Raw genomic sequence first — 14,315 nt, forward strand, 5'->3', positions numbered from 1 at the left:
AGTAATGCCCCGAGAAAGATGATCTTCATGCAAGCAAGAATCAAGGGATCGTCTCGGCTGAGCCCGGAGTAAAGGATCGGAGCAGAGGATCAGTCGGAATCTGCGGCAATTGCCAGAAAGCAAAAAGCCAGTCGTTCCCGACTGGCTTTTTTCAATAGTGGTAGCGGGGGCTGGATTCGAACCAACGACCTCCGGGTTATGAGCCCGACGAGCTACCAGACTGCTCTACCCCGCATTAAAACTTGTTTTTCACTTCAACTCCTGAGGCGCCTGCATGGTCGGCCTCAGAACCCGGAGGTCGCTGATCTCCCTCCGGCTTTCCTGGGATTGGGAGCCCGACGAGCTACCAGACTGCTCTACCCCGCATCAAACTGGTTTTTCACTTCAACTTCCGAGGCGCCTGCATGGTCGGCCTCAGAACCCGGAGGTCCTTGATCTCCCTCCGGCTTTCTTGGGATTGGGAGCCCGACGAGCTACCAGACTGCTCTACCCCGCATCAACGTGCCGCGCATGATAGGGATCTGGGCAGGTTCTGTCAAAGGACTTTTATGAAATTTTCCGGTTTTCCGGAAACTTACCGTTCGACGATGGCGGTTACCCCCTGCCCTCCGGCGGCGCATATGGAAATCAGACCGCGACCACTGCCGTTTTGTTCCAGGATCTTGGCCAGCGTGGCCAGGATACGGCCGCCGGTGGCGGCGAACGGGTGGCCGGTGGCCAGGCTGCTGCCTTTGATATTCATCTTTTTGCGGTCGATGCTGCCGAGGGCTTTGGCCAGGCCCAGCCTGTCCTTGCAAAAAGCCGGATCCTCCCAGGCCTTGAGGGTTGAAAGCACCTGGGCAGCGAAGGCCTCATGGATTTCGTAGAAGTCGAAATCCTGCAGGGTAAGCCCGGCTTTCGCCAGCATTCTGGGTACCGCGTAGGCCGGGGCCATCAGCAGGCCTTCTTTGCTGTCGACAAAGTCGACAGCCGCCACCTCGGAGAAGGTAAGATAGGCCTTGATTTCATGGTTGTTGGCCCTGGCCCATTCTTCGCTGGCCAGCAGTACGCAGGAGGCGCCATCGGTCAGTGCCGTGCTGTTGGCGGCGGTCATGGTGCCGTTTTCGCGGTCGAATACCGGTTTCAGCGTGGCCAGTTTTTCCAGGGTGGTGTCCGGCCGCAGAATATTGTCTCTGGTCAGGCCGGCCAGTGGTGTCATCAGGTCGTTGAAGAAGCCTTCGTCGTAGGCAGCGGCCAGCTTCTGGTGGCTTTCGTAGGCCAGCTGGTCCTGGTCATCCCTGGGGATAGACCAGTCTTTGGCGGTAATCTGGCAGTGCTCACCCATGGACAGGCCGGTTCTGGGCTCGCCGTTTTCCGGCACGGACGGCGCCAGGTGACGCGGACGGAAACGGGAAATGGCTTTCAGGCGCTCACCGGCGGTTCTGGCCCGGTTCAGATCAAGCAGGATTTCCCGCAGCCCCTCACTGACACCGATTGGCGCATCTGAGGTGGTATCGGTGCCGCCGGCAATGCCGCACTCGATCTGGCCCAGGGCAATCTTGTTGGCGACGAGTATCGCGGCCTCCAGGCCGGTTCCGCAGGCCTGCTGGATGTCGTAGGCGGGGGTTTCCGGTGCCAGGCCACTGCTCAGGACGGATTCGCGGGTCAGATTGAAGTCCCGGGAATGCTTGATCACGGCGCCGGCCACTACCTCGCCCATGCGTTCGCCCTGTAACCGGAAACGGTCAACCAGGCCACGAAAGCTGGAGGTCAGAAGCTCCTGATTGCTGACTTTGCTGTAGGCGGTGTTGGAGCGGGCAAACGGCAGCCGGTTGCCGCCAATGATCGCTACCCGGCGCACACCGCTGGACGATGCCGGTTGCGGTGCGCGTTTTTTGGTATTGGTTGCTGCCCGCTTTGGTGTCGTCTTCGCCGCTGCTGCTGAGGTTTTCTTTTGGGTGGTTTTCGGAGCCTGTGCCATGATGTTGTCCTGTCTGTCCATGTAATTTCGATGATCTACCGGAAAAGGAAAACCTATGTCTGATAACTATCTCAGATTCGTGAATACGCCCTTTGGCAAAACCGCGGCCCAGTATCTCGGCCTGCCAGCGCCGGTAAAGCTGAAGCGCTGGAAGCGTGGCGACCAGCCCTTTGTTGAGGGTAATGTTCTGGTCGGCGCGGCCGCTGGCGGAAAAGCAGTGAGCCATCTGGGCCAGACCCTGGCCGCAAGTCCCGCCAGGGTATTCCACGCCAGCAATATCGCCACTCTGACCGATTCGGCGAAGGTAGGCAACAAGGCAGCGCCCCTGGCCCTGGACACCGAATTTGAAGAGCGGTTCTCCGCCCTGATGTTCGATGCCACCGGTCTGAAGGACACCAACGACCTGCGGGCGATCTACGATTTTTTCCACGCCACCATCAAAAAACTGGAACTCCATGGCCGGGTTCTGGTGATCGCCCAGGACCCGTCACGCTGCCGGGCACCGGCGAAGGCCGCAGCGCATCAGGCACTGGAAGGTTTTGTGCGCAGCGTGGCCAAGGAAGTGGGTAACAAAGGTGCCACGGCCAACCTGGTGCTACTGGCAGCGGGCGGTGAAAAGGCGCTGGATTCAAGCGTCCGGTTTTTCCTTTCGCCGCGTTCGGCCTTCGTGTCCGGGCAGGTTGCCAAGGTGGGCAAGACTGCGGAAGTGATCCCGACAGACCCGGCCAAACCCCTGGCTGGCAAGGTTGCGCTGGTAACCGGGGCCTCCCGCGGCATAGGTGCGTCGATTGCCCAGACCCTGACCCGGGATGGCGCTACCGTGATCGGCCTGGATATGCCCTCCGCCATGGAAGAGTTGCAGAGCGTTACCGACGCCCTCGGCGGCAAGGCGCTGGCCTGTGACATCGCCGACGATAATGCCCCCGGGCAGATCGCGGATTTCATCCGCCAGCATTTCGATGGTGTGGACCTGGTGATTCACAACGCCGGCATTACCCGGGACAAAACCCTCGGCAAAATGCCCGAGCATTTCTGGGATAAGGCCATTGCCGTGAACCTGACTGCGGAAGAACATATCGACGAAGAACTGATCGGGCAGGAGCTGTTGAAGGAAAATGGCCGGATCGTGTGCATTTCTTCCATCAGCGGCATTGCCGGCAACTTTGGCCAGACCAATTATTCCGCAGCGAAGAGCGGCGTCATCGGCTATGTGGAAGCCATGGCAAAGCAGGTGAAAAACGGTGTCACCATCAACGCGGTTGCCCCCGGCTTTATTGAAACCCGGATGACGATGGACCTGCCAGTCCGGGTTCGGGAAGCGGGTCGGCGGATGAACAGCCTGTCCCAGGGTGGTTTGCCGGTGGATGTGGCAGAAACAATTGCCTGGTACTGCCACCCGGGTTCGAACGGCGTAAACGGCAACGTGGTCCGGGTGTGCGGACAGTCACTGATCGGCAAATAGCCTGACGGGCGAACAGCGGGAAACAGGAAAAATGGTGGGTGGTACTGGGATCGAACCAGTGACCCTCGCCTTGTAAGGGCGATGCTCTCCCAGCTGAGCTAACCACCCGGGAATATCGAAGGAGTCAAAAATGGCGGAGCGGACGGGACTCGAACCCGCGACCCCCGGCGTGACAGGCCGGTATTCTAACCAGCTGAACTACCGCTCCGCACTGGCCGCCACCTCGGGCGCATTCAAGGGTGTGAATGCTCGGTGACAACGAGGGCGCATTATAAAGAGGCGGCCTGTCATGTCAACGATTTTTCACAAAAAATCGTGCTGGTCGGGTTTGCCAAACTGTGAGACCTTGAAGGTGGCTGGACCCTGTCAGGCCAGAATCACCCAGGTGCATCAGGAGCGGTCACAGCATGAGTCAAAACACCGAATATCGTAACCAGCCTCCCGGACTTCTGCCACTGTACGGCAGGGCGCTGTTACCACGGAAAAAGCAGCGGGGAGACTCGGCTGCCCTGCCGGACCTGTCGGCGCAGCTGATCGGTGTTGCCACCGGCGGGTCTGACCTCAATCGTTACCGCCGGGTGTGCGGGTTTGAGCGGCATCGGGCGGTGCCCGCGACCTGGCCCCACGTGCTCGCATTCCCGCTGCATCTCAGAGTGCTGACGGACTCCCGTGTTCCCTTCCCCCTGCTGGGGCTGGTGCATGTGCGCAACTGGATTATTCAGCACCGCCCGATCGGCGAAGGCGAGAATCTGGACCTGGACGTCAGCCTGGGTGAAGCCGGCCAGGTGTCAAAAGGCCTGGAATTCGAGCTGCTTACCCGGGCCCGGTCCGCAGGCCGTCTGGTATGGGAAGAGATCAGTACAATACTGTTCCTGCGCCCCCAGTCCGGAAACGGCAAGGCTCCGAAAGAACCGCTGCAGCTGGAAACCTACGCCAACACCTGCGATGTTCAGGTGCCAAAATCGACAGGCCGACAATACGCGGCGGTGTCCGGCGACCGTAACCCGATTCACCTGTATACCCTGACCGCCCGAATGTTCGGTTTCCCGCGCGCCATCGCCCACGGTATGTGGAGCAAGGCACGGGTACTGAGCCTGCTGGAGCAGCAGAGTGACTGGCAGGACGGCGGGTTCACCATCCACTGTGATTTCAGGAAGCCGCTGTTCATGCCCGCCAGCGCGATGCTGAACTGGCAGGCCAGCGCCGGCGGGCTGGATTACCAGTTACTGAACAGTAAAGGCAACATTCCGCACCTCAGCGGTTATGTTCAGTGGCACGCATAAAAGCTGGCCGTCAGACCCCGGAACTGCCACAGACCGGGGCCGCACCATCAATGCCCGGTGCCGCCACAGGCAGGGTGAAATAGAAGCAGGCACCGCGGGACGCACCTCCGGAATCATCCCCGGGATCCGGGCGCTGGTAACCAATGACACCGCCCTGGGCCTGAATAAGTGAGCGACAGGTGGGCAGGCCGATACCCATGCCTTCCTCTTTGGTGGTGAAAAATGGCAGGAACAGCTTGGCTTCATCTTCCTCGGCCAGGCCGACACCGGAATCGACTACGTCAACTCGCACAAACTGGCTGTCTGCCATGGTCACACTGACTCTGACCGGTTCCGAGGAACCCGCACTCCGGGTCGCCTCAAGCGCGTTACGGATCAGGTTGAGCGCTACCTGCTGCACCTGAACCGGGTCGGCACAGACATTCTGGACGTCGTCCGCCACCGTCACTTCGATACCACCGTCGTTATTGCGGATATCCACTTCCGCAAACCGGCGGGTGTCCTCAAGCAGTGCAGCGAGAGACAGCACTTCCTTGCCGGCCGCGGGCTTTTTCATGAACCGGCGAATGCGGCGAATCACTTCACTGGCACGGTGGGACTGGGCTTCGATTTTTCCCAGGGTTTCTGACAGCAGGCCGATATCCGGCTGGTCTTTCGCGATCAGGCGCTGGGCAACCCGGGAATAGTTGGTAATCGCTGTCAGGGGCTGATTCACTTCGTGAGCCACGCCGGCCGCCATTTCACCCATGGTTGTCATGCGGGAGACATGGGCGAGCTGGTCCCGTTGCTCCTGGACCAGTTTCCGGGCTTCCTCCAGCGCCTGTTCGTTCTTCAGCTCAACGGTGATGTCCCGGAACACTACCACCGCCCCGTGGAACTGATCCCCGTCCCATTTCGGGGTGGAGCAGTACTCCGCCGGAAAGCGGGTGCCGTCGGCACGAAACAGTTCCACATTGCGCTGGTTCTCGGGCTGGCCCCGGCAACAGGTAGCGTGAGCGGGCAGGTCCGCAAGGTCCTGGTCCGGTCTACCGAAATGAAACTCGAAGAAATTCTGCCCGATCAGCTCTGCCGCAGAGGTTCGCATGATCATCGCGGCAGCGGGATTGGCATAGACAATACGCCCTTCATTATCGAGACCGTAAATGCCTTCGCTGATGGAATTGAGAATCCGCGCCTGATCGTTCTCGAGCTGACGGTTGCGGGCCTGAAGCTCCCGCTCCAGGCGGATGACACGGGCATGGGTTTGCACCCGGGCAATCACTTCCTGGGCCTGAAATGGCTTGGAGATATAGTCGGCGCCGCCCAGAGCAAAGCCCCGCACTTTGGTATCGACATCGTCCAGTGCCGACAGGAACACCACGGCGCAGTCGGCAGTCACAGGGTCACTCTTGAGCAGCTGGCAGACCTGATAGCCGTCGATCTCCGGCATCATGATATCCAGCAGGATCACCTCGGGGGTATGGCGGTAGGCAAGATCCAGCGCTTTCCCGCCGCCGTTGGCGATGAGCAGGCGGTAACCCCTGTCTTTCAGGGTTTCATAAAGAACTTTGAGGTTCTGGGGATTGTCATCAACAAGCAGAACCGTTAGGTCTGTTGTCTCCTGGACGGCATCTGTCATAAAAGTCTGACCGGTTGCAAGCATCCCCTCCATCATGGCGCCGCGTTTACCGCGCGTCGATAAGGTCCTTTACGGACAGGATCATACGAACCAGGTGGGCAAGCGAATGGGTACCCATCTTGTGCATCACCCGGGAACGGTGAATTTCCACGGTTCGCTGACTGATCTCCAGCTCGATGGCAATCACCTTGTTGGCCTGGCCCTGAATCATCCGGTCCATGATTTCATGCTCCCGCGGGGTCAGGCTTTTCACCCGGCGTATAATTTCCTGTTTTTCACCGAGTGTTTTACGCTGTTCCGTATCCTGGGCCAGGGCGGCATCAACTTTCTCAAGCAGCGCCTCTTCACGATAGGGCTTCTGAATGAAATCAATGGCGCCCTCTTTCATGGCATCCACCGCCATGGGCACGTCGCCATGGCCGGTCACAAAGATAATAGGCAGGATGGAGTGCTTTTCATTCAGTTTTTTCTGCAGTTCCATGCCATCCATGCCGGGCATGCGGATATCAAGCACGAGGCAGCCGGACATTTTCTCTGAGTAGTCCTTCAGAAAGGAGGTGGCGTTATCGTAGGTCTTGACCGGTTTGCCATCGGATTTCAGCAGCAGCTCGAGTGAGTCCCGCACTGCTTCATCGTCTTCCACCACGTAAACTGTCTGCTGACCGTCGGCCATGGGCTTTGCACTCCTGTCAATGAACGCCAATACATCGCTTAATGAATGGACGGGTCCCTGGAATCATCCCGACTATGTTCCTGCCGCTCGTGTTCCCGCATTTTCTCGAGCCGCTGCTGAATCATGCCAAATACACTCTGTTTCGGATACCTGCCCTTGTCGTCGGCCTCACCCGCAGGTTTGCCCAGCAGCAGGGTGATGGCCTCTTTCGCATTAGTGACAGCATAGACCGAGAATTGACCGTTGCGCACCGCCTGCACCACTTGCTGATCCAGCATCAGGTTCTGGACGTTGGTCAGGGGCACGATAACGCCCTGGGAACCCGTCAACCCACCTGTCAGCTTACAGGTTGCGAAAAAGCCCTCAACCTTCTGATTCACCCCGCCGATGGGCTGGACTTCACCAAACTGATTGACTGAGCCAGTCAGGGCCAGATCCTGCCGCACCGGCAGCCCCGCAAGTGCAGACACCAGGGCACACAACTCTGCCAGTGAGGCGCTGTCGCCATCCACTTCGCCGTAGTTCTGCTCCATGGTCAGACTCGCTGACAGGTGCATCGGATCCATCACGGCAAAATGCGCTGACAGCCAGGAGCTGAGAATCATCACCCCCTTGGAATGAAGATTGCCACCGAGTTTGACGTCCCGCTCGATATCCATCACGCCACCATCTCCATAGTAGCAGGTCGCCGTGATCCGGTTGGAAAGGCCGAATTCATAGCCCCCGGTGGACAGCACCGACAGGCCGTTTACCTGACCGATACAACTACCGGAGGTGGTGACCAGCGTGGTGCCATCCCGGATCGAATCGTAGAACTGGTCCCGAATCCGGCTGCTGCGGTACTCGGCACTCTCCAGCGCCTGGTCTACATGGTTGTGGCCCATCAGTTTGGCACCTGCCTGCCGGGCCCAGTAATCGGATTCCCGCAGCAGGTTGGCGATATCCGCCGCGTGCAGCGACAGCCGGTCCTGATGTTCGGCCATACGGGCACTGTGCTCAATGATGCGCGCAACCGCGCGGTTGGTGCAGTGCAGCAGCTTCTTTTCGTCCACCAGGCTGGCGATGAACTTTGCATACAGAACCTGGCTTTCGTCTGTACGCATCATTTCATTCTCAAAATCCGCGGTCACCCGGAACAGCTCGGCGAATTCGGAATCGTATTCCTGCAGCAGCATCCAGGTTTCACGATCGCCGAACAGCACGATTTTGACATCCAGGGGAATCTCTTCCGGTTCCAGGGAAATGGTGCCGGACAGCGTCAACTCCCGCTCAAGGGAGTTGATCTGCAGCGCGCGGGCCCGCAGCGCCCGTTTCAGGCCATCCCATACAAAAGGCTGCTCCAGCACCTTGATGGCATCCATCAGCAGATAGCCACCGTTGGCCCGGTGAATGCTCCCGGGGCGGATCAGCGAGAAGTCGGTAAACACCGTACCCTTGAACGTCACGTTTTCGACGTAGCCAAACAGGTTGTGATAGGTGGGGTTGTCCTCGACCACCACCGGTACATCCTCGGTTTTCTGGTGAACCAGGACATTGACCAGATACCGTCGGGGCGTTTTCTTGTCCAGCGAAGCGTAAGCAATCGCCGCCTGCTCTTCGTTTTCCTCAAGGAAAATATCCAGGCTTTCAGACAGATCGCTGCGAACGGCCTTGAGGTAGCTGACCACATCGCCCTGATCGGCGTATTTGGCAATCAGCCCCTCAATCTGCTCCCCTGAGATACTCTCCAGGGTTTCCTCGTTCAGCGCCTGCTGGGCCTCGGCGTATTCCTGCTCCCAATCCGCTATCTTGCGCAACGCCTGGCGGAGATTTTTCTCCAGCTTGTTGATATCTTTTTCGAACTTCTCCCGCTGGGCTTCGGTCAGGGCCTGGAAGGATTCCGCCGTGTGCGGCTCATCGCCATTCATGGCCACCAGCCGATAGCCGCCCGGGGTGGTGATGTTCAGGCTGACCTTTTTGCGTTTGGCCTGCGCGGCCACCTTCTCCAGTTCGTCTTCCTGCTTCTTCGCGACTCCGTTCTTGAGCTGTTCAGCGCGTTCCAGAAAACCATCGCTATCGAAGGTCTGGGGCACCATCTTCATCAGCCGGGTCATCAGTTTGTCCATGTCCTGCTTGAGCTCATTGCCCTTGCCAGCAGGTAGCTTGAGCACTTTCGGCACCCTGGGTTCTTCAAAATTGGCGACATAGCACCAGTCGTGGATCTGGTGCTCCAGATCCGCATGGTGCTCGAGATAGCGCAGCATCATGGTTCTCTTGCCCAGGCCCGGGCGGCCGACCGCGTACACGTTGTAACCGCCATGGGGCATCGCCAGGGCAAACCTGACCGCCGACTGGGCCCTGTTCTGGCCCACAATTTCGGCAAGCGGCTCGAGATTGCGGGTGGTTTTGAAAGGCAGGTCTTTCAACACGCAGACTTTGTAGAGCTGATTCAGCGACAATGGCTTCAAGATGGGGTCCTGTAGCGATATAAAAGCAAATGGTATTGGGCCTGCATTGTAGAATCTGGGGGGCGCCCTGTCGCGGTCATGGCTAAAAATTCGGCCTCTGGATCGTTACTGTTGCATGGCAAAGCAAACGGACAGGTCTTTCCAGAACCGTCCGGAGCCATGGGTGAAGAGCGAATAGCTCCTCACGGGTAGGCCATGGATGGCCTACCCTGGACCTCAGTGCGACGCAGGAGCAATAAGCACTGAGGGCGGAGGCCGAGCGTACAGGGACGTATTTACAGCGTGTTCTGGGAAGATCGGTCCGCTTGCTTAGCTGACGACTTAGTATTCCAGATAACCGATCATGAAGAACCTGTGGAGGTCCGGCCGTTATGGCGTTCAATATCGTTATTCCCCTGTTTCCCGGCGTTACCCAGCTCGACTTTACCGGACCTGCCCAGATGTTTGCCCAGGTGCCGGATGCCACCATCTGCGTGGTTTCAGAGTCCGGGGCATCGATCAAAACGGATTCCGGGTTTAGTATTTTGCCGGGCCATGATTTCCACAACTGTCCGCAGGCTGACCTTATCTGCATACCCGGTGGGCCCGGGGTGTTCACGGCAATAAATAACGGGGCACTGGTGAGTTTTGTCGACCGTCAGTGCGAAACGGCCCAATACCTGACATCGGTCTGTACCGGAGCTTTCATCCTGGGAGCAGCAGGTCGACTGCAAGGCAGACGTGCAACCACCCACTGGGGCTATACCAGCGCCCTGGAAGTCTGTGGCGCAGAGTTTACACCCGGGCGGATAGTCATGGATGGCAACCTGATTACCGCGGGCGGCGTTACCTCAGGCATCGATTTCAGTCTTGCAGTTATTGCCCGGATCTGGGGAGAGAGGGTGGCCAAAGCCATTCAGCTGCGCATGGAGTATAACCCCGCCCCGCCTTTCACGGGCGGACATCCCGGTGCATCCGAACCGGCCATACTGGCGGAGGTCCAGCCGTTTTACGACAAAGCCCTGGCCCGGGTGCTGGCGGCTCTTGCGGAGCGCGCCGGCAAGGCCAAATGACGGCAGCGCAAGGTCAGAACAGCCCGGCATCAAGCCCGGCAGCCAGGTAGAGCCCGAGCTCCTGGCACTGGTCTTCAAACTCGTCGCGGTAATCACCCCGACACAACAGCGGTTTCTGGACCAGCCGCCAGCGCAGGCCCGTGGTGATGGATTCTATGGCACGATGGGTACCGGTGCCGTCATGGCCGGCGCGGATATAGAAACTGAAGGGCAGGCCCTGGGTTTTTTCAAGAACGGCATAATAGGTGCGATCAAAGAAGTCTTTCAGGGCCCCACTCATATAACCGAGGTTTTCAGTAGTGCCCAGAATAATGGCGTCACAAGCGAGCACATCCTCCGGCCCCGCATCCAGCGGGGCCAGCACTTTCACCCGAACGTTTTCAATGTCCTCATGACAGGCGCCCCGCTCCACAGCCTCCCGCAGTTTGCGGGTGTTGGGCGAGGGCGCATGGGCAACGACCAGTAATGTCCTAGAGCAACTCACCGTTGGCTTCTTCTGCTTTCGCAGCTTTTCCCGACTTCCCCGCTTCTGCCGCCTCTTTCTCTTTCGGTTTTGGCATCAGCTTGTCACGCACGGCGGTTTCGATTTCCTTGGCCATGGCCGGGTTCTCTTCCAGGAACTTGCAGGCATTGGCCTTGCCCTGGCCGATCTTGTCACCCTTGTAGGCGTACCAGGCGCCGGATTTGTCCACAAATCCTTCCTTGACACCCATATCGACCACTTCGGCCATATGGTAAATGCCCTTGCCGTACATGATCTGGAACTCGGCCTGCTTGAACGGCGGGGCCACCTTGTTCTTGACCACCTTTACCCGGGTTTCGTTACCGATGACTTCGTCGCCGTCTTTCACCGAACCGATCCGGCGGATGTCCAGGCGTACCGAGCAGTAGAACTTCAGGGCGTTACCACCGGTGGTGGTTTCCGGGCTGCCGAACATCACGCCGATTTTCATGCGGATCTGGTTGATGAACACCAGCAGGCAGTTGGCGTGCTTGACGTTACCGGTCAGCTTACGCAGTGCCTGGGACATCAGGCGGGCCTGCAGGCCGACGTGGCTGTCGCCCATTTCGCCTTCGATTTCCGCCTTCGGGGTCAGTGCCGCCACCGAATCGACGATGATGACGTCAACGGCGTTGGACCGGACCAGCATGTCGCAGATTTCCAGTGCCTGCTCGCCCGTGTCGGGCTGGGAAACCAGCAGTTCATCAACATCAACCCCCAGCTTTTCCGCGTATACCGGGTCGAGCGCGTGCTCGGCGTCAACAAACGCGCAGGTCTTGCCAGCTTTCTGGGCCTCGGCAATGACCTGCAGTGTCAGTGTGGTTTTGCCCGAGCTTTCCGGACCGTAGATTTCACAGATCCGCCCGAATGGAAGACCGCCAATACCCAGCGCCACGTCCAGGCCAAGCGAGCCGGTGGACACTGCAGGAACCGCTTCCCGGGGCTGATCGCCCATTTTCATGACGGCGCCCTTGCCGAACTGGCGTTCAATCTGGCTGAGCGCTGCGCTCAGGGCTTTTTTGCGGTTATCTTCCATTGTTTCAGACCCTCTGTCGCCGATAGCGCCGCCGGTTTGCCCCGCGGCTGGGATAAGACCTGGAAAACACTGCACAGCGTTTTCCTGTATATTTGAACAGTATTAAAACACAAGCAGAAGCCAAGACCAACCCCTGCTTTTCATCCGTTTTCCAGATAGGCCTTTACACCCTGGAGCACAAACAGAACTGCCTGACGACGAACCGCGTCGCGGTCGCCGCTGAAGTATTCAACAACTGCCTCGGTGTCCGCCGGGGAACGCCCCCAGGCAAACCATACCGTGCCCACGGGCTTGTCATCAGATCCGCCATCGGGCCCCGCAACACCACTGACAGCAACGGCCACGTCGGCTCCGGTGGCTGCCAGGGCACCAGCCACCATTTCCCGCACTACCGGTTCACTGACCGCACCATGCGCTTCAAGTGATGTCTCTGTCACGCCAAGCAATTCTGTTTTGGCATCATTGCTATAGCTGACAATACCGGCCAGCAGATAGGCGGACGACCCGGCGCGATCGGTCAGGATTTTCGCAACCCACCCGCCGGTGCAGCTCTCGGCAGTAGCCATTCTGAGCCTGCGCCGGAGCAGCACCTCGGCGAGCTGATCACCCGCTTCGTTCAAGGCAGCATCCGCTGCACTTTCAGTCGGTGACATAATGGCCCCCTTCGTTTCAGCCTGACGTGTATTTTCTTACAGCTCTTGCAGCCAACAAATGCCATAGCTCCGGAACCCTTCATGCCAGCCGCAACAACCGATCTTGCCCGGCACCTGCAGATTTGCGAGCAACAGCAGTTCCGGCTCACCAGGTGCCGGTGTTCTCCATGCTCGCCCAGGGCTCTTCGGGCGGCAATGAATCACCTTTCTGAAGCAACTCAATGGAGATACCATCGGGCGAGCGGATAAACGCCATGTGACCGTCCCTTGGCGGGCGGTTAATGGTAACGCCATTGGCCTGCAGATGCCGGCACAACTGGTAGATATCATCCACGCGATACGCCAGATGTCCGAAATTGCGGCCACCGGTATATTCTTCCGGATCCCAGTTACAGGTAAGCTCGATCATTGGAGCCCTGTCTTCCTTCGCCCGTGCCTCATCTTCCGACGCAGCGAGGAATACCAGGGTAAAACGGCCTTTCTCACTGCTTTTCCGATTAATTTCAACCATGCCAAGCAAATCGCAAAAAAAGTGCAGGGTTTCATCCAGGTTACTGACACGGATCATGGTATGAAGATACTGCATTTCGCTACTCCTGTTGGGTACCCGGCATGCTCCGACCATACCGGGAAGGCCTTGATGTGGGAACCGCTGGACATCGAAACCGATAGCGGCCTTCTGACTTTTTTATTTGCTGATGTGCACAGCCACTGTCCTGCGATGGCTGCCATAGCGATGCTCCCAGCAATAAACTCCCTGCCAGGTACCCAACACCAACTGCCCGTTCATAACCGGAATACCCAGGCTCGTGGCGGTTAGCGCAGCTTTTATATGAGCTGTAATGTCGTCAGGGCCCTCAAAGGTATGGGTATAATTCGGATCGTTTTCAGGCACGAGTCGGTTCAGCCATTGTTCTAAATCGTACCTGGCGGATGGATCCGCGTTTTCCTGGATCGTAAGGCTGGCACTGGTGTGGCAGATAAACAACGTGCAAAGACCATCCTGCACGTCACTTTCAGTCACCAGCGCTTCGACCTGCCGCGTAAATTCATACAGGCCCTGGCCATTGGTTTTGATAACCAGTTGTTTAACCATAGACTGATCCTCCGCTCATCTGCAAAAGCCAATACCGGCCTGTTCGTTTAACTTTTATTCGATGCTGCTCAATCATGTCCAGATACCACTGGTGTCCGGGCGAGCCAGGCTGTCACTCACGAAGGAGAATAAACCACTCAAGGACACCGTACACTTATCCCGGCACCCAACCCGAACTGATACACTCACCCCACTGGTCACACCGGTCCGGACAAAGAAAAGAGGCGTCAGCACCCCCGGTTTGCAGGTGCATTCATGGTCCGCCAGGTGGCTGAAGATACTGGCAAGGTCGGGTATTCACCCGCAGGTTCTCCCAGACGATTGAGGAAGTATGTTGAAAGTGAGTAATGGAGCGGCCTCCAGCGATTTATCCCAGCACACGCCGATGATGAGGCAGTACCTCAGGATCAAGGGCGAGCACCCGAACGAACTGGTGTTTTACCGCATGGGGGATTTCTACGAGCTGTTTTACGACGATGCCCGCAAAGCCGCCGAGCTGATGGACATAACGCTGACAGCCCGCGGCCAGTCTG

Annotated in this window: 13 protein-coding genes and 3 tRNA genes; 4 read left to right on the top strand and 12 right to left on the bottom strand. The window is 58.3% G+C overall.

What is annotated here, in order from left to right:
• Window positions 1-158: 158 nt before the first annotated feature.
• Together VJ956_RS08055 and VJ956_RS08060 are read right to left on the bottom strand one after the other, a co-directional pair.
• Window positions 159-235: transfer RNA gene (locus VJ956_RS08055), tRNA-Met, on the bottom strand.
• 339 nt (window positions 236-574) lie between these two features.
• Complete coding sequence (locus VJ956_RS08060) at window positions 575-1,960, bottom strand: acetyl-CoA C-acetyltransferase (protein WP_324083637.1); 1,386 nt, start codon at window positions 1,958-1,960, stop codon at window positions 575-577.
• Between the two features lie 55 nt (window positions 1,961-2,015).
• On the opposite strand from VJ956_RS08060, the gene VJ956_RS08065 reads away from it, so the two are divergent.
• Window positions 2,016-3,422 carry a 3-oxoacyl-ACP reductase gene (locus tag VJ956_RS08065; protein ID WP_324083639.1) on the top strand — a complete coding sequence of 469 codons (1,407 nt, stop codon included), beginning with the start codon at window positions 2,016-2,018 and terminating at the stop codon, window positions 3,420-3,422.
• Between the two features lie 32 nt (window positions 3,423-3,454).
• Here VJ956_RS08065 and VJ956_RS08070 read toward each other — a convergent pair.
• A tRNA-Val gene (locus VJ956_RS08070) sits at window positions 3,455-3,530 on the bottom strand.
• Window positions 3,531-3,553: 23 nt separating this feature from the next.
• Window positions 3,554-3,630 (bottom strand) — tRNA-Asp (locus VJ956_RS08075).
• A gap of 199 nt (window positions 3,631-3,829) precedes the next feature.
• Here VJ956_RS08075 and VJ956_RS08080 point away from each other — a divergent pair.
• Window positions 3,830-4,705, top strand: a complete 876-nt coding sequence (locus VJ956_RS08080; RefSeq protein ID WP_324083640.1) for a MaoC/PaaZ C-terminal domain-containing protein — start codon at window positions 3,830-3,832, stop codon at window positions 4,703-4,705.
• A gap of 10 nt (window positions 4,706-4,715) precedes the next feature.
• Here VJ956_RS08080 and VJ956_RS08085 read toward each other — a convergent pair whose 3' ends face one another.
• From VJ956_RS08085 to VJ956_RS08095, 3 genes are read right to left on the bottom strand one after another with little or no spacing between them, the layout of a single operon-like run.
• Window positions 4,716-6,323, bottom strand: a complete 1,608-nt coding sequence (locus VJ956_RS08085) for a response regulator (protein WP_324083642.1) — start codon at window positions 6,321-6,323, stop codon at window positions 4,716-4,718.
• Between the two features lie 46 nt (window positions 6,324-6,369).
• Window positions 6,370-6,996 carry a response regulator FixJ gene (gene fixJ, locus VJ956_RS08090; RefSeq protein ID WP_324083643.1) on the bottom strand — a complete coding sequence of 209 codons (627 nt, stop codon included), beginning with the start codon at window positions 6,994-6,996 and terminating at the stop codon, window positions 6,370-6,372.
• Window positions 6,997-7,034: 38 nt separating this feature from the next.
• Window positions 7,035-9,443, bottom strand: coding sequence for an ATP-binding protein (locus tag VJ956_RS08095; protein ID WP_324083645.1), 2,409 nt, complete (start codon window positions 9,441-9,443; stop codon window positions 7,035-7,037).
• 371 nt (window positions 9,444-9,814) lie between these two features.
• On the opposite strand from VJ956_RS08095, the gene VJ956_RS08100 reads away from it, so the two are divergent.
• On the top strand, window positions 9,815-10,495 hold the full coding sequence (locus tag VJ956_RS08100; RefSeq protein ID WP_324083647.1) for a DJ-1/PfpI family protein: 681 nt from the start codon (window positions 9,815-9,817) through the stop codon (window positions 10,493-10,495).
• A gap of 13 nt (window positions 10,496-10,508) precedes the next feature.
• Here VJ956_RS08100 and VJ956_RS08105 read toward each other — a convergent pair whose 3' ends face one another.
• The 5 genes from VJ956_RS08105 to VJ956_RS08125 form a co-directional block, all read right to left on the bottom strand.
• Window positions 10,509-10,979: a flavodoxin family protein gene (locus VJ956_RS08105; RefSeq protein ID WP_324083648.1), complete on the bottom strand. Its 471-nt coding sequence runs from the start codon at window positions 10,977-10,979 to the stop codon at window positions 10,509-10,511.
• On the bottom strand, window positions 10,966-12,033 hold the full coding sequence (recA, locus tag VJ956_RS08110) for a recombinase RecA (protein ID WP_324083650.1): 1,068 nt from the start codon (window positions 12,031-12,033) through the stop codon (window positions 10,966-10,968). Before recA ends, VJ956_RS08105 begins: the two co-directional genes overlap by 14 nt.
• Window positions 12,034-12,173: 140 nt before the next feature.
• Window positions 12,174-12,686, bottom strand: coding sequence for a nicotinamide-nucleotide amidohydrolase family protein (locus VJ956_RS08115; RefSeq protein ID WP_324083653.1), 513 nt, complete (start codon window positions 12,684-12,686; stop codon window positions 12,174-12,176).
• Between the two features lie 145 nt (window positions 12,687-12,831).
• A complete protein-coding gene (locus tag VJ956_RS08120; protein ID WP_324083655.1) occupies window positions 12,832-13,272 on the bottom strand; it encodes a VOC family protein in 441 nt (146 codons plus the stop codon).
• A gap of 102 nt (window positions 13,273-13,374) precedes the next feature.
• Window positions 13,375-13,782, bottom strand: a complete 408-nt coding sequence (locus VJ956_RS08125) for a secondary thiamine-phosphate synthase enzyme YjbQ (RefSeq protein ID WP_324083656.1) — start codon at window positions 13,780-13,782, stop codon at window positions 13,375-13,377.
• A gap of 385 nt (window positions 13,783-14,167) precedes the next feature.
• Here VJ956_RS08125 and VJ956_RS08130 point away from each other — a divergent pair.
• A partial coding sequence (locus VJ956_RS08130) for a hypothetical protein (protein ID WP_324083658.1) occupies window positions 14,168-14,315 on the top strand: 148 nt, incomplete at its 3' end.

Source organism: Marinobacter sp. (assembly GCF_035268745.1).
Taxonomy (GTDB): Bacteria; Pseudomonadota; Gammaproteobacteria; order Pseudomonadales; family Oleiphilaceae; genus Marinobacter.

Coding starts and splice junctions, on each gene's coding strand:
- VJ956_RS08115 (WP_324083653.1), bottom strand. CDS start 12,686: ATGTCACCGACTGAAAGTGCAGCGGATGCTGCCTTGAACGAAGCGGGT.
- VJ956_RS08065 (WP_324083639.1), top strand. CDS start 2,016: ATGTCTGATAACTATCTCAGATTCGTGAATACGCCCTTTGGCAAAACC.
- VJ956_RS08085 (WP_324083642.1), bottom strand. CDS start 6,323: ATGACAGATGCCGTCCAGGAGACAACAGACCTAACGGTTCTGCTTGTT.
- VJ956_RS08125 (WP_324083656.1), bottom strand. CDS start 13,782: ATGGTTAAACAACTGGTTATCAAAACCAATGGCCAGGGCCTGTATGAA.
- VJ956_RS08100 (WP_324083647.1), top strand. CDS start 9,815: ATGGCGTTCAATATCGTTATTCCCCTGTTTCCCGGCGTTACCCAGCTC.
- recA (WP_324083650.1), bottom strand. CDS start 12,033: ATGGAAGATAACCGCAAAAAAGCCCTGAGCGCAGCGCTCAGCCAGATT.
- VJ956_RS08060 (WP_324083637.1), bottom strand. CDS start 1,960: ATGGCACAGGCTCCGAAAACCACCCAAAAGAAAACCTCAGCAGCAGCG.
- VJ956_RS08120 (WP_324083655.1), bottom strand. CDS start 13,272: ATGCAGTATCTTCATACCATGATCCGTGTCAGTAACCTGGATGAAACC.
- fixJ (WP_324083643.1), bottom strand. CDS start 6,996: ATGGCCGACGGTCAGCAGACAGTTTACGTGGTGGAAGACGATGAAGCA.
- VJ956_RS08080 (WP_324083640.1), top strand. CDS start 3,830: ATGAGTCAAAACACCGAATATCGTAACCAGCCTCCCGGACTTCTGCCA.